General features: G+C 58.4%; 16 protein-coding genes. 5 read left to right on the top strand and 11 right to left on the bottom strand.

The window, feature by feature from the left end; translation table 11 throughout:
- A partial coding sequence (gene malX, locus CWM53_RS05680; protein WP_100750729.1) for a maltose/glucose-specific PTS transporter subunit IIBC occupies window positions 1-1,283 on the bottom strand: 1,283 nt, incomplete at its 3' end.
- A 173-nt stretch (window positions 1,284-1,456) separates the two neighbouring features.
- Here malX and CWM53_RS05685 point away from each other — a divergent pair.
- Window positions 1,457-2,485 (top strand): Mal regulon transcriptional regulator MalI, encoded by a 1,029-nt coding sequence (locus CWM53_RS05685; RefSeq protein WP_008805079.1) that lies wholly within the window; start codon window positions 1,457-1,459, stop codon window positions 2,483-2,485.
- A 39-nt stretch (window positions 2,486-2,524) separates the two neighbouring features.
- Here CWM53_RS05685 and CWM53_RS05690 read toward each other — a convergent pair whose 3' ends face one another.
- Together CWM53_RS05690 and manA are read right to left on the bottom strand one after the other, a co-directional pair.
- The gene (locus CWM53_RS05690) at window positions 2,525-4,105 is read right to left on the bottom strand and encodes a YdgA family protein (protein ID WP_074385982.1); all 1,581 of its coding nucleotides are present in this window, start codon (window positions 4,103-4,105) and stop codon (window positions 2,525-2,527) included.
- Between the two features lie 87 nt (window positions 4,106-4,192).
- Window positions 4,193-5,371: a mannose-6-phosphate isomerase gene (gene manA / locus CWM53_RS05695; protein WP_074385981.1), complete on the bottom strand. Its 1,179-nt coding sequence runs from the start codon at window positions 5,369-5,371 to the stop codon at window positions 4,193-4,195.
- A 201-nt stretch (window positions 5,372-5,572) separates the two neighbouring features.
- On the opposite strand from manA, the gene fumA reads away from it, so the two are divergent.
- Entirely contained in the window at window positions 5,573-7,219 is a 1,647-nt protein-coding gene (fumA, locus tag CWM53_RS05700; RefSeq protein ID WP_074385980.1) for a class I fumarate hydratase FumA, read from the top strand.
- Window positions 7,220-7,556: 337 nt separating this feature from the next.
- On the top strand, window positions 7,557-8,957 hold the full coding sequence (fumC, locus tag CWM53_RS05705) for a class II fumarate hydratase (RefSeq protein ID WP_100729861.1): 1,401 nt from the start codon (window positions 7,557-7,559) through the stop codon (window positions 8,955-8,957).
- Here fumC and tus read toward each other — a convergent pair.
- The 5 genes from tus to rstA form a co-directional block, all read right to left on the bottom strand.
- Window positions 8,947-9,879, bottom strand: a complete 933-nt coding sequence (gene tus / locus CWM53_RS05710) for a DNA replication terminus site-binding protein (protein ID WP_100729862.1) — start codon at window positions 9,877-9,879, stop codon at window positions 8,947-8,949. The genes fumC and tus overlap by 11 nt on opposite strands.
- Window positions 9,880-9,953: 74 nt before the next feature.
- Window positions 9,954-11,255 (bottom strand): two-component system sensor histidine kinase RstB, encoded by a 1,302-nt coding sequence (gene rstB, locus CWM53_RS05715; RefSeq protein ID WP_074385977.1) that lies wholly within the window; start codon window positions 11,253-11,255, stop codon window positions 9,954-9,956.
- 241 nt (window positions 11,256-11,496) lie between these two features.
- On the bottom strand, window positions 11,497-12,237 hold the full coding sequence (locus CWM53_RS05720) for an SDR family oxidoreductase (protein ID WP_100630833.1): 741 nt from the start codon (window positions 12,235-12,237) through the stop codon (window positions 11,497-11,499).
- Between the two features lie 255 nt (window positions 12,238-12,492).
- Window positions 12,493-12,855 (bottom strand): hypothetical protein, encoded by a 363-nt coding sequence (locus CWM53_RS05725; RefSeq protein WP_074385975.1) that lies wholly within the window; start codon window positions 12,853-12,855, stop codon window positions 12,493-12,495.
- A gap of 252 nt (window positions 12,856-13,107) precedes the next feature.
- A complete protein-coding gene (rstA, locus tag CWM53_RS05730) occupies window positions 13,108-13,824 on the bottom strand; it encodes a two-component system response regulator RstA (RefSeq protein WP_100675649.1) in 717 nt (238 codons plus the stop codon).
- Window positions 13,825-13,952: 128 nt separating this feature from the next.
- Here rstA and CWM53_RS05735 point away from each other — a divergent pair, with 128 nt between their 5' ends.
- On the top strand, window positions 13,953-14,288 hold the full coding sequence (locus tag CWM53_RS05735; protein WP_061154740.1) for a GlpM family protein: 336 nt from the start codon (window positions 13,953-13,955) through the stop codon (window positions 14,286-14,288).
- On the opposite strand, the gene folM is transcribed toward CWM53_RS05735, so the two are convergent.
- The 3 genes from folM to ydgH form a co-directional block, all read right to left on the bottom strand.
- Entirely contained in the window at window positions 14,285-15,007 is a 723-nt protein-coding gene (folM, locus tag CWM53_RS05740; protein WP_100729863.1) for a dihydromonapterin reductase, read from the bottom strand. The genes CWM53_RS05735 and folM overlap by 4 nt on opposite strands.
- Before the next feature lie 36 nt (window positions 15,008-15,043).
- Window positions 15,044-16,426, bottom strand: coding sequence for an amino acid permease (locus tag CWM53_RS05745; protein WP_061154738.1), 1,383 nt, complete (start codon window positions 16,424-16,426; stop codon window positions 15,044-15,046).
- A 177-nt stretch (window positions 16,427-16,603) separates the two neighbouring features.
- Entirely contained in the window at window positions 16,604-17,554 is a 951-nt protein-coding gene (ydgH, locus tag CWM53_RS05755) for a DUF1471 family protein YdgH (protein ID WP_061154737.1), read from the bottom strand.
- Between the two features lie 521 nt (window positions 17,555-18,075).
- On the opposite strand from ydgH, the gene pntA reads away from it, so the two are divergent.
- Window positions 18,076-19,605 (top strand): Re/Si-specific NAD(P)(+) transhydrogenase subunit alpha, encoded by a 1,530-nt coding sequence (gene pntA, locus CWM53_RS05765; RefSeq protein WP_023340072.1) that lies wholly within the window; start codon window positions 18,076-18,078, stop codon window positions 19,603-19,605.
- Window positions 19,606-19,607: the final 2 nt, after the last annotated feature.

Raw genomic sequence — 19,607 nt, forward strand, 5'->3', positions numbered from 1 at the left:
CCCGGCGTTTTCAGATTGAAGCGGGTAATGGCGAAGCGGAAGATGGCATAGTAGACCGCGAACCAGATAGCCGCCACCACCGGCACCAGATACCACTTGGTCGCCAGGCCATGCAGGATGCCAAACACCACGAAGTCGATGATATTGCCGTCGGTGTTGCCGATGGTGACCCCGAGCACCGCCATGATGGTAAAGCCGAGACCGGTCAGCAGCGCGTGGATGACATACAGCACCGGCGCGACGAACAGGAACAGGAACTCCAGCGGCTCGGTGGTGCCGCCGACCACGCAGGCGATGACCCCGGAGATCAGCAGGCCTTTAATTTTATGCCGGTTTTCCGGACGGGCGCAGTGGTACATCGCCAGCGCGGCTCCCGGCAGGCCGCCGAGGAAAGCCGGCATTTTACCCTGCGACAGGAACCGGGTGGCGCTTTCGGAGAAGCCGTGGGTGGTCGGGCAGCTCAGTTGCGCCTGGAAGATGGTCAGCGCGCCGCTGACGCTGTGGCCGCAGACGTCGAGGGTACCGCCGGCTTCAGTGAAGCGGATCAGCGCCACCAGAATGTGGTGCAGGCCAAACGGGAGCAGCAGTCGCTCGCCGGTGCCGAAGATCATCGGGCCAAAATCCCCGGCGCTGTTGATCATCTTCCCGAGGGCGTTGATCCCCATGGCGAAGACTGGCCACACCAGCGGGATTGCCAGCCCGACCAGACCCAGCACCACGGTGGTGATGATCGGCACGAAGCGGGTGCCGCCGAAGAAGGCCAGGGCGTCCGGCAGGCGAATGTTATGGAAGCGTTCATGCAGCAGCCAGACGATAATCCCGGCGATAACCGCGCCGAGGATCCCGGTATCGATCGACGGAATACCGATGATGTTCTGGATATTGTTGGCCTTCAGGATCGCGGCGTCGGTGGTGGGCAGAATGCCTTTCGCCGTCAGCCAGAAGTTGACCGCCAGGTTCATGACCGCGTAGCCGACAAAGCCGGCGAAGGCGGCGACGCCTTTGTTCTCCCGCGCCAGCCCCAGTGGGATGGCGATACAGAACATGACCGGCAGGAAGCTGAAAGCAAAGGAGCCGACTTTGCTCATCCAGATAAAGATGGCCTGCAGCAGCGGCATATCCAGCCACGGCAACAGCGTCAAAACATCGTGACTGCTTAACGAACTGCCAATCCCCAGCATGATCCCACAAAACGAGAGCAACGCTACGGGCAGCATAAAGGTTTTTCCGAGCTGCTGGAAAAACTCCCATAAAGTGATTTTTGGTGCTGTTTTCGCCGTCATAACACGGTTCCTGATTCTCAAGTGGTCGGGAAGAACTAACGCCACGGCAAGATAAAACGTTTTATCACTTTTTAGTGCGATAAAAATCACATAATCAAGCGATAATAAGGTTTATAAAGATCGCACAATGATAAAACGTTTTATCGACAGGCAAGGGAGTCAGCCAGCGCGTTATGGCTATCGCAAAAAAGATCACCATCAATGATGTGGCGCAGGCCGCCGGGGTCTCCGTGAGCACCGTCTCGCTGGTGCTGAGCGGTAAAGGGCGCATCTCCAGCGCCACTGGCGAGCGGGTTAATCAGGCCATCGAACAGCTGGGATTTGTGCGCAACCGCCAGGCCGCCTCGCTGCGTGGCGGGCAGAGCGGGGTGATTGGCCTTATCGTTAGCGATCTGTCAAAGCCGTTTTACGCCGAATTAACCGCCGGCCTCACCGACGCCCTGGAAAGGCAGGGGAAAATGGTGTTCCTCACCCAGGGCGGGCGCAGCGGCGAGAAGATAGACCAGCGGTTTGATACCCTCGCGGCGCAGGGGGTCGACGGGGTGATCATCGCCGGGTCGATCGATCGCGGGAGCGAACTGCGCGAGCGGGCCGCGCAGGCTGGCGTGCCGCTGGTGTTTGCTTCCCGCGCCAGCTACCTTGACGATGTCGACCTGATCCGCCCGGACAACATGCAGGCGGCGCAGTTGGTGACCGAGCATCTTATCCGCCGCGGCCATCAGCGGATCGCCTGGCTTGGCGGGCAGAGTTCTTCGCTGACGCGCGCCGAGCGGGTCGGCGGCTATTGCGCCACCTTGCTGAAATACGGTCTGCCGTTTCACAGCGAATGGGTGCTGGAGTGCGAGTCGAGCCAGAAGCAGGCGGCGGAGGCGATGGCGGGGCTGTTGCGCCAGAATCCGACCATCACTGCGGTGCTGTGCTACAACAACGTGGTGGCCACTGGCGCGTGGTTTGGTTTACTGCGGGCCGGAAGGCAGAGCGGAGAAGACGGTGTCGAGAGCTATTTCGAACAGCGGGTGGCGCTGGCGGCGTTCGCCGACGTGCCGGAGGCGGCGCTGGATGACCTGCCGCTCACCTGGGTAACGACCCCGGCGCGCGAGATGGGGAAAACCTTGGCAGAGTCGATGCTGCGACGGCTTGAGGAAGGCACCGGCGAGGCGCGCAACCAGATTATGCCGCCGCGGCTGGTGACACGGAAATGAGGGAGACGGCGCGCGATGGCCGTCTCCTGAGCCGATAAGTTACGGCTGCGGGGCGGCGTCGTCCTGCTGAGGAGCGGCGTCATCTTGCTGCGGAGCGGCGTCATCCTGTTGCGGCTGGCCTTCCTGCGGCGCCGCGTCCGGTTGAGCAGGCGCTTCCAGACCAAACATCGCGGCAAAATCCTCCAGCGGCATTTTCTGCCCGTTCAGCGTCACCTGGCCGTTAGCGTACTGCAGGCTGCTGCTGATGGCGTTATCTTCCATGGTGGTGATGCGGAACATCTGGCCCATCGCCGCCAGGCCTTTGACCTGCTGATCGGCGAGCTTGGCCGCATCGGCTGGCTGGTAACCTTCCAGACCGGCGATCTTAGTCATTAACTCCGTCGCCATATCCACCGGGATCACCACCTTGCCGTCAAGCGACTGCACCACGCGATCCAGGCTGTCCGCCAGGGTCTGCGGTGGGGTGGTCACCTGGGCCGGATCCTTCAGCAGAACCGACAGATTCAGGGTACTTTCCCCTTTGGCATTGCGCCAGCTCAGCGGAGAGAGGGTCACCGACGGATTGCCTTTAAGCAGGATCGGCAGCGCATTGAACAGGGCTTCGGTTAACGCCTGCTGGTACAGTTCCGGGTTTTGCGCCAGCTCCGGTTTTGCCAGCAGCGCCTGAGACTGTGCGCTGTACTGCTGACTGAACTGGTGCCACGCCTGACCGTCGACATTATCCACTTTCAGCGTCAGTTTGCCGCTGCCCATATCCTGCCCCTGCAGCTTGAGGCTGTTGACGGTGTAGTTCACCTGGCTGTTCACGCCTTTACCGTCCTGAGTCAGCGTCGAGCCGCCGTCCAGCGCCATCCCGTCAACCAGCGCCAGCTCTTTGCCTTCGACGCTGATGGCCAGTTTATCGAGGGTCATTTTTTGCTGGCCGATACGTTCGTTGAAGCTGGCCAGCTCGGTGGCGCCGTCGGTGGTCAGATTGACGAAGCGCAGCTGCACCTTCTGATTATATTCGTTGAGCGCATCGATCTGCCCGCTGCCGGCCTGGCCCTTCAGGCTGATGTTTTTGCCGTCGCGGTCGGCGTCGAGCTGGAACTGACCGCCGCTGAAGGTGACTTTCTCATCACCTTTGGCATAGTCGAGGGCATTGAGCACGATCGCCGACTGGCTGTCGCCGCGGTAGGCGATGCGTGTATCGACGGTAAAGGGAGTGTTGCCTTTGGCGATCTCGAACAGCGCCTGGCTGGCGTCATTTTTCACCAGCGTGGTGTGGACCGAGGCCATCGCCGGCGCCAGATTAAAGGTTTTTAATGAGGCCAGCGGGAAGGGGCCATGATCGACCACCTCGTCAAGCACCACGCTCTGTCCGGCGGCCAGCCAGCTGTTGGCCTGTCCGGCGATCGGCTTCACCACCAGCTGCAGATGGCTGCTGAACAGCCCGCGCCGGTAATCCTGATAGCTCAGCTCCAGCCCTGATTCCGGCGCGCTGCTGCGTAGCTGCGCGTTAGCCTGCTGCACCATATCGGCGATCCTGCCTTCCAGCTGTTTGCCGGTGTACCAGGCGCCGCCTGTCCATACCACGCCCAGCGCCACGATGATGCCTGCTGCGACCAGCGATTTTTTCATAGCATTTGTCCATAAATGAAGCCAGGCGGAGAGACCGCCTGGCTGAGTTGTCATCATTCAGTAAGCGCGACCTGAAAGGTCAGTCACTTACTGGAGCTTATTAAACACGCGCGCCACGCGGCCGCGGCCGCTGACCTGCACCGGTGATTCGTTGGCGGCCACGAAAGCTGACTCGCCCGGCTTGAGCGTCAGGCTCTGGTCACCTTTGTGCAGTACGGCCTCGCCGTCGACGCAGAAAATAATCGCCGCGCTTGCCTGAGCCAGATCGCTGGCCTCGGCGGAGAGGTCGTGCAGCGAGAAGGCAAAATCTTCCACCGGGATCGGGAAGTCCAGCTCTGCGCCGTGCTGCTGCGGCTGGGTCAACAGCTCACCCGCCGGTTTGGCTTCGAACTTGACGTTAGCGACCAGCTCAGGAATATCAATGTATTTCGGCGTCAGACCGGCGCGCAGTACGTTATCCGAGTTGGCCATCACCTCCAGCGCCACCCCCTGCAGATAGGCATGCGGCGTTTCGGCGAACAGGAACATGGCTTCGCCAGGGTTCAGCTTCACCACGTTCAGCAGCAGCGGCGAGAAGAGGCCGCTGTCGTCCGGATAGAATTCCGCGATCAGGCGGATAGTCTGCCACGGTTCGCCCTGTTCACGGGCTAGTACGTCGCGCAGTACCTGCAGCGCCTTGGCTTTTTCCTCACCCTGCATATTGAGCAGGCTGGCAAACAGCTGGCTCAGGTGAGCCGCGTCCGGCTGCTGCAGGAAGGCGCCAATCGCCGGATGCGCGCTTGCCACCGGCTTCAGCAGGGTGACAATCTCGCTGAACTCGCGAAACGCATTCATCGCCAGGAACGGCGTCAGGGCAAAAACCAGCTCCGGCTTGTGGTTTGGATCTTTATAGTTACGCTCGGCGGCGGAGAGCGGGATGCCGGCGGCGTTCTCGCGGGCGAAACCTTCTTCCGAGGCCTGCTTGTTGGGATGTACCTGAATAGAGAGTGGCTGAGCGGCGCACAGCACTTTAAACAGGAACGGCAGCTCACCAAAGCGGGCGGCAACCTTGTCGCCGAGCAGGGCGGTTTTATCCGCGTCAATCACCTCGCGCAGCGAACGCGGCTGGCCGTCGGCCGCCAGGATCTGCGAGCTGCTCTTCGGATGCGCCCCCATCCACAGCTCTGCCATCGGCAGGTTGTCCGGGTTGGCAATGCCATACAGTTCAGTTAAAGCGGTGTGGCTTCCCCATGCGTAGTTCTGTACGGCGTTGATCAGCTTTTGCATTCTCATTCCCTGTATCAATCAAAGTAAAAATTATTACTCTATTAAACCAGCAAACCGTGGAGAAGCAACTGCTGAAAGAAAAAGTCGTCCCTGTCTCAGTTTTTGTTAAAAAATTGTGTAAGATTGATCGACTCGCTTTTCTACAGGCACATGGAGTCCCTGCCTGAAACATAATCAGCCAAAGCAGTAAGTGAGAGTACAATGTCGAATAAACCGTTTGTTTACCAGGATCCTTTTCCCCTCAAAAAGGATGACACCGAGTATTATCTCCTCAGCAGTGATTACGTCTCCGTGGCCGAATTTGCCGGCCAGGAAGTGCTAAAAGTCGACCCTCAGGCGCTGACCCTTATGGCGCAGCATGCTTTCCACGACGCTTCCTTTATGCTTCGCCCGGCGCATCAGCAGCAGGTGGCGGATATCCTTAACGACCCGGAAGCCAGCGAAAACGACAAATACGTGGCGCTGCAGTTCCTGCGCAACTCGGATATCGCCGCCAAAGGCATTCTGCCCACCTGCCAGGACACCGGCACCGCGATCATCATGGGTAAAAAAGGCCAGCGCGTGTGGACCGGCGGCGGCGATGAAGCCGCGCTGGCGCAGGGTGTGTACAACACCTATATCCAGGACAACCTGCGCTACTCGCAGAACGCGCCGCTGGATATGTATAAAGAGGTTAACACCGGTACTAACCTGCCGGCGCAGATCGATCTCTATGCTACCGATGGCGATGAGTATAAATTCCTCTGCATCGCCAAGGGCGGCGGTTCGGCGAACAAAACCTATCTGTACCAGGAAACCAAAGCGCTGATCACCCCGGCGAAGCTGAAAAACTATCTGGTTGAGAAGATGCGCACCCTCGGTACGGCCGCTTGTCCGCCGTACCATATCGCCTTTGTGATTGGCGGAACTTCGGCGGAAGCGACGCTGAAGACCGTGAAGCTGGCCTCCACCAAATACTACGATGGCCTGCCGACGGAAGGTAACGAACATGGTCAGGCGTTCCGCGATGTGCAACTGGAGCAAGAGCTGCTGCTGGAAGCGCAGAACCTCGGCCTCGGCGCGCAGTTCGGCGGGAAATACTTCGCCCACGATATCCGGGTGATCCGTCTGCCGCGTCACGGGGCTTCCTGCCCGGTAGGGATGGGCGTCTCCTGTTCCGCCGACCGCAACATCAAAGCCAAAATCAACCGCGACGGCATCTGGATCGAGAAGCTGGAGAGCAATCCGGGGAAATATATCCCTGAGCATCTGCGCCAGGCCGGCGAAGGCGAAGCGGTGAAGGTGAATCTTAACCAGCCGATGAGCGAGATCCTGGCGCTGCTGTCGCAGTACCCGGTGTCCACCCGCCTGTCGCTGAGCGGCACTATTATCGTGGCCCGCGATATCGCCCACGCCAAGCTGAAGGAGCTGATCGACAGCGGTGAAGCACTGCCGCAGTACGTCAAAGATCACCCGATCTACTACGCGGGCCCGGCTAAGACGCCGGACGGTTACGCCTCCGGCTCTCTGGGGCCGACCACCGCAGGCCGCATGGATTCTTACGTCGATCTGCTGCAGTCGCACGGCGCGAGCAAGATCATGCTGGCGAAAGGCAACCGCAGCCAGCAGGTGACCGATGCGTGCCACAAACACGGCGGCTTCTACCTCGGCAGCATCGGCGGCCCGGCGGCGGTGCTGGCCCAGCAGAGCATCCGCAGCCTCGAGTGCGTGGCGTATCCGGAGCTGGGTATGGAGGCTATCTGGAAAATTGAAGTGGAAGATTTCCCGGCGTTTATCCTCGTCGATGATAAAGGCAATGACTTCTTCCAGCAGATCCAGACGTCGCAGTGCGCCCGCTGCGTGAAGTAACCCAGGCCGCCCTTCGGGGCGGCTCTGGCCGATGACAAACCGGTTTTCGTTATTGTGATCGCCTTTCTGCCGGGTGGCAGCTTTCGCCTTACCCGGCCTACGAAAACAGCAATATCGAACAGTTATGCAGTTCTCTGTAGGTCCGCGCAAGCGCAGCGCCGCCGGGCAATCCCGACGATTGCATTTTGTCAGCGGTCTGGGCCGCCCTTCGGGGCGGCTTTTTTATGTCGCTTCGCGGCACGAACCACCAAAACAACTTATAAATCTGGCCAATACTTAGTCTTTTAAGCAGGTGAGCTTTGTCGCTATGACGCACTTTGAATCCAAGGAGAAAGTAATGACAACGCATCGCAGTGAAAAAGACTCGATGGGCGCCATCGACGTCCCGGCCGATAAACTCTGGGGCGCCCAGACCCAGCGCTCGCTGGAGCATTTCCGCATCTCGACCGAAAAAATGCCCGGGGAGCTGATATACGCCCTGGCGCTGACCAAGCGGGCGGCGGCGAAGGTTAACCAGGATCTCGGGTTGCTGACGGCGGAGAAAGCCGGGGCGATCGTCGCTGCCGCTGACGAAGTCCTGGCCGGAAAGCACTCGCAGGAGTTTCCGCTGGCTATCTGGCAGACCGGCTCCGGCACCCAAAGCAATATGAATATGAACGAGGTGCTGGCCAACCGCGCCAGTGAACTGCTGGGCGGTGAACGGGGGATGGCGCGAAAAATTCATCCCAATGACGATGTGAATAAGAGCCAGAGCTCAAATGACGTGTTCCCCACCGCCATGCACGTCGCGGCGCTGATTGCCCTGCGGGAAAAAGTGATCCCGTCGCTGCAGGCGCTGCGGGCGAAGCTCAACGAAAAAGCAGTGGCCTTCAGGGATATCGTCAAGATCGGCCGCACCCATCTGCAGGACGCCACGCCGCTCACGTTAGGCCAGGAGATCTCCGGCTGGGTGGCGATGCTGGACCATAGCCTGAAGCACATTGAAGCCAGCCAGCCGCATCTTGCCGAGCTGGCGCTGGGCGGGACGGCGGTAGGAACCGGGCTGAATACCCATCCGGAGTATGCCGTGCGGGTGGCGGCCGAGCTGGCGTCGCTCAGCGGACAGCCATTTGTCACCGCGCCGAACAAATTCGAAGCGCTGGCTACTGTGGATGCCCTGGTCCATGCCCACGGCGCGCTGAAAGGCCTGGCGGCGTCGCTGATGAAAATCGCTAACGATGTCCGCTGGCTGGCCTCCGGCCCCCGCTGCGGCATTGGCGAAATCGCCATCCCGGAGAATGAGCCGGGTTCTTCAATCATGCCCGGCAAGGTTAACCCAACTCAATGCGAAGCGTTGACCATGGTCTGCTGCCAGGTGATGGGCAATGACGTGGCGGTAAATATCGGCGGCGCCTCGGGTAACTTTGAGCTTAACGTCTATCGTCCGATGGTCATTCACAACGTCCTGCAGTCGGTGCGTCTGCTGGCGGACGGTATGGAGAGCTTTAATGAGCACTGTGCGGTGGGTATTGAACCGAATCGCGAGCGGATCAGCCAGCTGCTCAATGAGTCGCTGATGCTGGTCACTGCGCTGAATACCCATATCGGCTACGACAAGGCGGCGGAAATCGCTAAAAAAGCGCACCATGAGAGGCTGACCCTCAAAGCCTCGGCGCTGGCGCTGGGCTACCTGACGGAAGCCGAATTCGACAGCTGGGTGCGCCCGGAAGAGATGGTCGGCAGCCTGGCTACTCGCTAGCCAGCCAGAGGTGCAGGCGCGGGATAAGTAATCTCAGCGACTGCGCCTCCGGTTTGTAGCGGTACTGGACATTGTCGGCGTCATAGTTCAGCAATTCGCCGATATCCGGGACGCTGACCCCCTGGCTACCGGTTATTAGCGCGATCAGCGGGCTGGGGCAGGCGTACTGCACCTGTTTCTGCTCGCTGGCGTACCAGACGCGGGCAATCGGCTGCACTTTCACCGGCCGTTTGATTTTCAGCCGCGCCCGCTGCGGCAGGGCGGCGATGTCCTGATACTCCCTCTCAAGCTTGCTCTGCCACTGCTCGCGGGTCCACGGCGGTACCGCCCGCGGCGATTGCAGGCTTTTCTCCAGCATCATCAGTACCTGGTCGCGGGTCAGGTTCTTGATCACGTGTTTATTGGCCCAGCCGAAGCGGATGGTGCTCGGGTCGACGAGGGGCGTCAGCGTGCGGTAGGCGCTGAGGGTGATCAAGCCCGGCAGGTGGCGATGCACCCATTCAAAACGGGCAGTGGGGGGCAGGCCAGAATCGACGGTGACGATTTTCTCGAAGGTAGCCTTCAGGGCGTTAATATGCTGAATGCGCGCCAGCAGATCCTGCTGCTCCACGGCGGTGACCTGCAGGCAGATAGCCCCCGGCAGACGAACGGCGGCTTTGCTGCTGCGGGTTTCCGACTGCTGCTGGATAAACAGATGGCTGTAATGGCGTAGGGCGAGGGTCAGCGCCGCCTTGCCGATGTGTTGCACCACCGGAATGTTGGCCAGCGGATCGTGCTCGGCATCCTTACTGACCGCCGGCAGTTCAAATACCCGGGCCGCCAGCAGCCGGCAGCTGCTTAGCGCCTGCTGGAGCGTCTGCAGCTCCAGCTCGATCTGACGAAAGGTATCATTCAGACGTTCAACAAGGTCGTAGCGAGCCATCGATTCACCTTAGTTACAACATACTATTCGATTTTTGCAGCATACGCAGCGCGCGGCCTCTGCGCAAGTTTTATTCAGGCAGAGGTAAAATCGGGCAACTGATGATAAACCGGCCAGCTAAAGCAGAAGCGGGCGCCGCCGAGAGGGCTGGCCTCGCAGCGCACGTCACCGCCCATCGCCTGGGCAATACTGTGCACAATCGCCAGGCCGAGGCCGCATCCTCCGGTCGCCCGATCGCGGCTGGGGTCAAGACGGACAAAGGGCTCAAACACTCGCTCGCGCTCTTCAGGGGCAATGCCCGGGCCGTCATCCTCGACCTGCAACGAGGCACGCGCTCCCTGCAGGGTCAGGCTGACCGCCACCCGCTGGGTGCTGTAGCGCAGGGCGTTATTCACCAGATTATCCAGTACCCGCTCCATCAGCCGCATATCCAGCGCGCCATAGTTGCCGTGGGTCAGCGTCGCCAGAGCGACCTCGCGCTGCGGGTTGACCATCTGAATATCCTCGACATGATCGCTGATCCAGGCGGGGAAATCAGGGGTGGTCAGACTGAGTTCCGTCTGCGGACGGTCGAGGCGGGCGTAGGTCAGGAGTTCTTCAATCAGCGCCTCGAGCTGGCCGATATCGCGGTTCAGCGCTTGCGATTCCGCCTCAGTGAGGTTTTCGCTCATCTCCAGACGATAGCGCAGGCGGACCAGCGGCGTCCTGAGCTCATGGGCGATACCGTCAATCAGCTGCTTTTTACTGGCAATGAGGGCGTTAATGTTATCGGCCATCTGATTAAAGGCCACGCCGAGCCGTTCAAAGCTGGACATGCTGTCAAAATGAATGCGCTCGCTGAAGTGGCCCTCGCCAAAGCGCTGGGCAGCGGTTTCAATGCGCAACATGTCCTGCCAGTGTGGACGCATCCAGATAAACACCGGAAAGGCCAGCGAGATAGCGATAAACGCCATCAGCGCAATGTCCAGCAGGCGCATTTCATGCAGAAAATAGAGATAGGGCACCGGGCCCACCGACAGCACATAATGGCTGCGGGGAATACGCTGAATGAAGGTGTACTGGTCATCCAGCGCGACAATATCGCCGGCGCGCAGGTGCTGCATCGAGCTTTCCGATAGCTTGAATTTGCTCATCGGCTCGATGTGCAGATCGAACGACAGGTTCAGATCCAGCTCTTTGAGCGTCTTGCTCCAGTCGCGCGGCGGAATTTCCCGCAGCTCGCTGCGCATCAGATACAGCGAGCTTTTCATCAGATCGTCAAGCGACTGTCGTCCGGCGCGTTCAGCGGTAAATTTATAGACCAGGCCGACCAGCATGGTCATGACCAGAAAGCAGACGAAGAGCAAAAGATAGAACTGCACAAACAGCTTTTTCATTAAATCTCACTTAAATCAGAATGTTAATTACCTATCTTTTGCCTTCATGGCGCGGTGTGGTATGTGCCTTTCCGCTAAAGCGGAGATGCAGGAACGAAACCAGACCGCTGTCCAGGGCGTTTGTCACGGCAGAATATACCGCAAAAATCACTTCTGCGTTTCACGCCCTGTTTAATGCGCTATCAAAGCAGGGTTCACCCTCACTGACAACATCGCGCAGGCATAAATAATGACGCAGCCCTTATAAGCGCAGCAGTCCGCCATCCACCACATACTGGCTACCCGTCACATACCCGGCATCATCCGATAATAAAAACAGCGCAACCGCCGCCGCTTCATCCGGCGTTCCCGGGCGTTTTAGCGGCACGGTAGCCCTGATCTGCGCATCATACTGCTCGCGGAAGGGGGCGGGGATCGCGTCAAGCAGAGGGGTATCGATTGCCCCGGGGACCAGCGCGTTAACTCTGATCCCACGGGCGGAGAAGGCCGTTGCCCAGCTGCGAACCAGTGCAAGCTGCGCGCCTTTGCTGGCGGCATAGAGCGCCGCCAGTGGCGTGCCTTCGTAGGCGGCCGTAGAGGCGGTGATGACCACCGAGGCTCCGGTATTCAAAAAACGCGAAAGTGCGGCGATTTGCAGGACGGCAGAACGAACATTGTTGGCCATGATGGTATCGAACTGCGTTTCGGTGGTATTTTCCACCGTTGAAAAGGCGAGCTGGCCGGCGTTCAGCCACAGGCCATCCAGCATGCCAAAGGATTCTACAGACTCGGCGAGGGCATGTGCTGCCTCAGGTTCCGCGCCATCGTTCTGGAGAAACCAGGCGCGCTCGGGCAGCACTGTGCGTAACGATTCCAGTTTTTGCTGATGGCGTCCGGTCAGCATCACTTCGCCCCCTTCATCAATGATGCGCATTGCCCCTGCCAGACCAATACCACTGCTCGCCCCTGTAATCACAATTTTCTTACCTGAGAACCGTCCCATTGTCTCTCCCGTACCGCGTGAGTGTTGAGTTAACTCACACTAGAACAATGAAAATTTATTGTAAAACGACCATCTTTGGGGGGCCCGGCGTGTTGCGACTTGCCATCTTTGTGGCGCCGCTATACCCGATGTATGCAGCGTCTCCGGGGTGACATTCGCCGGGAAGGTCGCACAGGGAGGTGTGTATGTGACGGTGTCACAAATAAAGTTTATTCACCTGACCTGCGCCTTCCAGGGGAGCCGACCGGGGTATCGCTACTCGTGAAAGTAGGGAATATCTACCGGATAGGTGGTCGTCAGACTCAGCAGCCGACAGCGCACCAGCTTTTCCGTTTCGGCATACCAGTAAGCAAACTCGCCCGTGGTTTGGTGGTAAATCATCTGATCGAGGTTGGCAAACGGGATCACCAGCAGCGGTCCCTGGCGAACGTGGCCGCCTCCCGTTTCAAAGTGATGCTGTCCCCAGGATTGCTGGGTATGTTCATAGCGGTGGAGGATCACCTCGATTTGCCCGCGCTGTGGACAGAGGAGTCGAATATCGGCGTTGTCGAGGGAAAAAGCCCAGCCAGAGAGTGAAGTGAAGAGTGAGAGTGCCAAAAGTACAACGTATTTCATCATGCAAAAGTCCTGTGTTTTCAGGCTTTATGCCACTCTGATAACGGTAAGTCCTTGAGCACAATCATATTGAGGGCTTATGTGATGGGGAACTGTACGGCTAAATCTATTGATTTACGCAATATGACAAATTCGCAGCGGGCAGTCGGCGCGCAGAGGGAAACCCGCGCAGTCGCCCTAAGCAGCCAAAGCTGAGGCGGTTATCGCCGTGGAGTGCGCCATAAAACGGGCCCCTCGCAGGGCCGCGGGAGAAGCTTAGTTGTCCCAGGCGTGAGGGGCGAACAGGTAGCCTTTGTTGCGAACGGTCTTAATCCGATAAGGCTCCGTGGCGTTGTCGAGCAGTTTTTTACGCAGGCGGGAGATGGCCACGTCGACGCTGCGATCCATCCCGTCGTAGGTGACACCGCGTAAATTTTTCAGCAGCGCGTCGCGGTCCATAATTTGCCCGGCATGGGTGGCCAGCTCCCACAGCAGATCGAAATCGGCCGTCGACAATGCGACGCTTTCCCCGCCGAGCAGCACCTGACGGTTGACCGGGTCGATGGTCAGCGAACCAAAGGAGATGGTTTTATGTGGCGTGAGTGTTGAGGGGGTTCCGGCGCCCGCCGGAGCGATATGCTGGCGTAGATGCAGACGCAGTCGCGCGAGAAGTACCGCTGGCGGCGTGGTTTTCAGGATATAATCGCTGGCGCCCATCTCCAGGGAGAGGATATGGTTCATATCGCTGTCGAGCGAGGTCAGCAGGACAATGGGCCCTTGCCATTGCCCGCGCAGGTCGCGGCAGAGCGTCATCCCGTCTTTGCCGGGCAGCATAATGTCCAGCAGCACGAGGTCCGGTTTCTCCCGCGCGATCACGTCCTCTGCGCGGTCGCCGCGAGGCTCGACCACCACATCCATATCATGCTTGCCGAGATAGGCGGCGATCAGCGTCCCTACCTCAGGGTCATCCTCAACAAAAACGATTTTATTCATGTCTATTGCACATCAGTAAAAGAAGTAACATACACCGCGCTTATTTTACCCGCCATTACTCTTTTATAAACAGCGCTATTTCCGCTATGCTGCGCTAACTTGTTGATTCATTGTTAAGGCATACGGACATGGGGCTGTTAATCAAAGGGCTGCTGGGTGCGCTGGTGGTGGTGCTGATTGGCGTGCTGGCAAAAACGAAAAATTACGCTCTCGCCGGGCTGATCCCGCTGTTTCCTACCTTTGCGCTCATCGCTCACTATATCGTCGCCAGCGAGCGCGGTATTGAAGCCCTGCGCACCACTATCGTGTTCGGCATGTGGTCGATCGTTCCCTATTTTGTCTATTTGTTATCGCTGTGGTACTTCACCGGGATCATGCGCCTGCCGTTGGCGCTGGCAGGCGCAGTGGGGTGCTGGGGGCTATGCGCGTGGCTGCTAATTGTTGGCTGGAGCCGCTTCCACTAGCGCAGCGGGCGGCCGCCGTCGACGGCGAATGACCGGCCGGTGACATAGCGGCTGGTAAACAGGTAGTCGATAAGGTCGCTAATCTCTTTTTCGCCTGGGGCAATTTTCATCAGCGATTTATCCAGCGCATGCTGCCGATAGGCTTCGTCATCACTCTCATTAAATATGATCAGCGACGGGGCGATGGCGTTGACCTTGATCTCCGGCGCCAGCTTGCGGGCGAAGGAGCGGGTCATATTGTCCAGCGCGGCTTTGCTGGCGGCGTAGGCGATATGTTTATCGCTGCCGCGCTCCACGACGTAATCGGTAATATGGATGATATCACTGGCGGCATGGCCGTGGCCGCGCAGCAGATCCTCCAGTGCGTGGTTGAGCAGATAGGGGGCATGGACGTGGATCTGCATCATGCGGTTGATCACTGTGCTCAGCGCGACCCCCGGCTTCTCCGCCATCCAGTCGCTGGCGTTGTGGATGATGGCGCGCAGGCCGCTGGTATGCGATTTGACCGCTTCGGCGAAGGTGAGTATGCCGTCATCGCTACTGAAATCGGCCTGCAGACAGAGGGCGCCCGCGTCGCGCAGGCCATCGATCGCCGGATAGGGCGTGCGATAGCTGACGATGACCGGCTGGTGTTGCAGCAGTAAATGGTGTGCCAGCGCGAGACCGATGCGGCGGCCTCCTCCTGTGATCAGAACCGGGCGGGGCTGTTGTTCAGCCATGGGTATCTCCTATGCGTTCTGCGGCAGGGCGACCGCTTACCCCACCAGCATCCACGTTGCCGGCACAGCGGCAACCAGCAATAAACCAATTAGCGCCAATTCGCGGCGTTTGAGCGAACGATCGTGCTGGTGCGTACGTCGAGCGTACAAAAAGACCAGAAGACCCGGAGCGTAAAGTACCACCGACAACAGTAAATGCACAGGTCCCGACGCGTATAATAACCATAAGCCATAAATGCAGGCGCCGATACCCACCGCTTTGTGCAGCGGGCGGGTGGCGATTTTCAGCAGAAAGGCGCCGACCAGCAGATAGGGGACGAGGATCATCTCTGAGGCGATGGTCAGCAGGGTGCCGTAGTCCGACCCGGTCAACCAGATCAGCACCAGCGATGCCTGAACGCTGATATTGGTCAGCCACAGCGAGGCGGACGGGGCATTATTGCTGTTCTGGCGGGCAAACAGGCGCGGGAAGGCTTTATGCGTGGCGGCCAGGAACGGCACTTCCGCAGCCATGATGGTCCAGCTCAGGTAGGCGCCACACACCGACACGATCAGGCCCGCCGCAATCACAATTTCTCCCCATGAGCCCATCATGTTGACCATCAGTCCCGCCATCGACGGGTTACGCATGCCGGCCAGTTCACTGCGCGGCACCACGCCCAGCGACAGCAGGGTGACCAGCAGATAAACCGCGAGGGCAGAGATGACCGCCAGCAGCGTTGCGCGACCGACATCGCGCTTGTGTCGGGCGCGGGCGGAAACCACGACGGCACCTTCCACGCCGATAAACACCCACAGGGTGATCAGCATGGTGTTTTTAACCTGCTCCCAAACGGGGATACCCAGTGCCAGCCCACGGAAATCGAGGCGAAACGTATCCAGTTGGAAGGCCAGGGCGGCGAGCGCGATAAACGCGCCCAGCGGCAGGAGTTTGGCGAGGGTGGCCACCAGATTAATCCCCGCCGCCGTCTGCACGCCGCGCAGAACCAGAAAATGGACAACCCACAGCAGAACTGAAGCGCCAGCGATAGACTGCCAGGTGTTGCCATCGCCAAACAGGCGCAGCTCAGGGGTATCGGTGAAGAAACTGAGCGCCGAAAAGACGATCACCAGATAGGAGACGTTGGCGATCACCGCACAGAGCCAATATCCCCAGGCGGAACAGAAGCCAATCAGCTCACCGAACCCTTCGCGGGCGTAGGTGAAGATCCCGCCGTCGAGGTCGGGGCGAATTCGGGTTAACAGCAGCATGGCGAAGGCGAGGAACAGGATCCCGACGCCGGTGATGGCCCAGCCGATAAGCAAAGCGGAGGGGCTGGCTACGGCAGCCATATTTTGCGGCAAACTGAATACGCCAGCGCCGAGCATTGAGCTAAGGACCAGGGCGGTCAGGGCGCTCAGGCCCAGTTTCTTTTCCATTGCATTCCCGAGGTGAAAATGGCTGTTCCAGAATATTTATTTTGCGAAATCGCATAAAAATGGAGGATTGCGCTAAGGCGCGGGATTTTACGGAGTGTCCGGGAGCCATGCAATGGCGGGGGATGAAAAAAAATGAAAAGGCGGCATTGCGCCGCCTTTTTAGCCAGTCAGCAGTGATTATTTGTACAAATCGGCGCTGATGGTGATGTTGCCGCCGCGTTCCTGCCACTGGCGGGTAATGTGATAGTACTTCGCCCCTTTCTTCGCCGCGCGTTTCGCCGTCTGATAGGAGATTTCGGTCATGTTGCCGTAGTTGCCGGTGAACTGGATATTATCAAACGGCACCATTTGCGCTGCGGTCACTTTGTTCACTTCTTCGACTTTGGTGCCGTCCGGCAGCGTGACAGTGTAACGCCCGCCTTTAGACGACTGGGTCTCGAAGAAACGACCGACGCCAGTGCCTGACCCTACAGCCGCAGTGGTGGCGACGCCCGGGATTTCCACAGTTTTCGCCGCTTCGCCGCCTTTGGCCAGCGCTGCGCGACCGGCGTCAGAGTCCGCCGGAATGGCGTCAGGGCTCTGCAGTACGCGTTTCTCAGCATCTTTTTTATAGATATAAGCGGTAATGCGCTGGTTGCCACCCTGGTTGGCATCCACCTGGCGCACGATAAAGAACGCATAGGCGCCTTTCGCTTTTGCCGCTTTGGTGATGGCATCGTTCACTTCCGGCTGACTGCGATAGAAGCCCTGAACGGTGACGGTGTCGTAAGGCATCAGTGCAACAGCCTGATCTTTCGGCAGTTCTACCACGCCATTGATGATGCGATTTTTCGGCGTATCCGCTTGCGGTGCGTTGTCTTTATAGAGGTCAGCCGTGACGCGCCAGTTGCCGCCATTGCCGTAGTCCGACGTGTCGACAACATAGAATGAGGCCGCGCCGTCTTTGTCGGCTTTGCGCGATACCGCCTGTACCGCGTCGCCAATGGCATTAAACCGGCCGGTGACGACAACGCGATCGTAGGGCTTCAGCGCAGCCGCCTGCTCCGGGGTCAACTCGGTCGCTGCATGGGCAGACAACGTGGCGGTTGTCAGGAGAGCAGACGCCAGGAGGGTGTTTTTAAGCTTCATAAAAATAATCCTTTGCCTTGCGCAAACCATATACTGGTGTTGTTGTTGACTGAAAACGTTTGATTATTGCATTTAATCGTTGTGACTGTCTGCGTCATTTTTTGCTTGCCGCCCGAATCGTATACTACGGAAAGATAACATTTTTCGATATGTTGAAAAAACAGCCGCTTGAGCAGCAAAAACGATAATCGATACCACTTTTATTAGTTAACGTAATGTTAATGCAATGATCTCAATGGCGATAAATGGCGTTTTATACCACTGGATAAGCGGATTATCAGGCCTGAGTGAGAAATTCAGGTAAATATTGCTGCCCGGAACCATCTGTGCTGACAATAAGCAATAAAATCAAAATTTCTGTTTTATCGCTGTAGATCACAATCGCTATTTTCAGTAGGTTATAAAAAGTTTGTTACTGTTTCATTTTGCAGACAACGGAAGATGGCGAGGAAGATTTCGCCGTCTTGTCGTTGTTGGTCAGAAAAGTAAACCATCATCAAAAACCGATGGAAGGGAAAACTATGCGTATTGGTGTACCACAAGAGAGGCTAGCCCAGGAGACCCGGGCCGCCGCCACGCCGAAGACCGTTGAGCAATTGCTTAAACTCGGCTTTAGCGTCGCGGTAGAAAGCGGTGCCGGGAAACTGGCCAGCTTTGACGATGCAGCCTTTACCCAGGCAGGGGCTGAGATCGTCACGGGCAACGAGGTGTGGCAGTCTGACGTCATCCTCAAGGTCAATGCCCCAAATGACGACGAAATTGCGCTGCTGAATCCGGGAACTACGCTGATAAGTTTTATCTGGCCTGCGCAAAACCCGCAGCTGATGGAAAAACTGGCGGCCCGTAATATCAACGTGATGGCGATGGATTCGGTGCCGCGTATTTCTCGCGCCCAGTCGCTGGATGCGCTCAGCTCAATGGCGAATATCGCCGGCTATCGCGCAATCGTTGAGGCGGCTCATGAATTCGGCCGTTTCTTTACCGGGCAGATTACGGCGGCAGGCAAAGTTCCGCCCGCGAAGGTGATGGTCATCGGCGCCGGGGTGGCCGGTCTGGCTGCGATTGGCGCCGCCAACAGCCTGGGCGCTATCGTCCGCGCCTTCGATACCCGTCCGGAAGTGAAGGAGCAGGTGCAGAGTATGGGCGCCGAGTTCCTCGAGCTGGACTTTAAAGAGGAAGCCGGCAGCGGCGACGGCTACGCCAAGGTGATGTCTGAGGCCTTTATTAAGGCCGAAATGGCGCTCTTCGCCGCCCAGGCGAAAGATGTCGATATCATCGTCACCACGGCGTTAATTCCGGGTAAACCGGCGCCGAAGCTGATCACCCGCGAGATGGTCGACTCCATGAAGTCGGGCAGCGTGGTGGTCGACCTCGCTTCGCAAAATGGCGGCAACTGTGAGTACACCGTGCCCGGCGAAGTGGTCACCACCGCCAACGGCGTGAAAATTATCGGTTACACCGACCTGCCGGGCCGTCTGCCGACCCAGTCCTCCCAGCTCTATGGCACCAACCTGGTCAACCTGCTGAAGCTGCTGTGCAAAGAGAAAGATGGCAACATTGTTATCGATTTCGATGACGTGGTGGTGCGCGGCGTGACCGTGGTGCGTGAAGGCGAAATCACCTGGCCGGCGCCGCCGATTCAGGTCTCCGCTCAGCCGCAGGCTGCGGCGAAAAAAGTCGAAGCGCCGAAAGAAGCGGCAAAACCGGTGTCCCCATGGCGTAAATATGCCCTGATAGCGCTGGCGATTATCCTCTTCGGCTGGCTGGCCAACGTCGCGCCAAAAGAGTTCCTTGGTCATTTCACCGTCTTCGCGCTGGCCTGCGTAGTGGGTTACTACGTAGTATGGAACGTCTCCCATGCGCTGCATACGCCGCTGATGTCGGTGACGAACGCCATTTCGGGCATTATCGTTGTTGGTGCGTTGTTGCAGATAGGCCACGGGGGCTGGGTCAGCTTCCTGAGCTTTATCGCGGTACTGATCGCCAGCATTAATATTTTCGGTGGTTTTACCGTGACTCAGCGCATGCTGAAAATGTTTCGCAAAGGATAAGG

Origin of the sequence: Klebsiella sp. A-Nf5, from assembly GCF_002810545.1 — a bacterium.
GTDB lineage: Bacteria > Pseudomonadota > Gammaproteobacteria > Enterobacterales > Enterobacteriaceae > Klebsiella > Klebsiella variicola.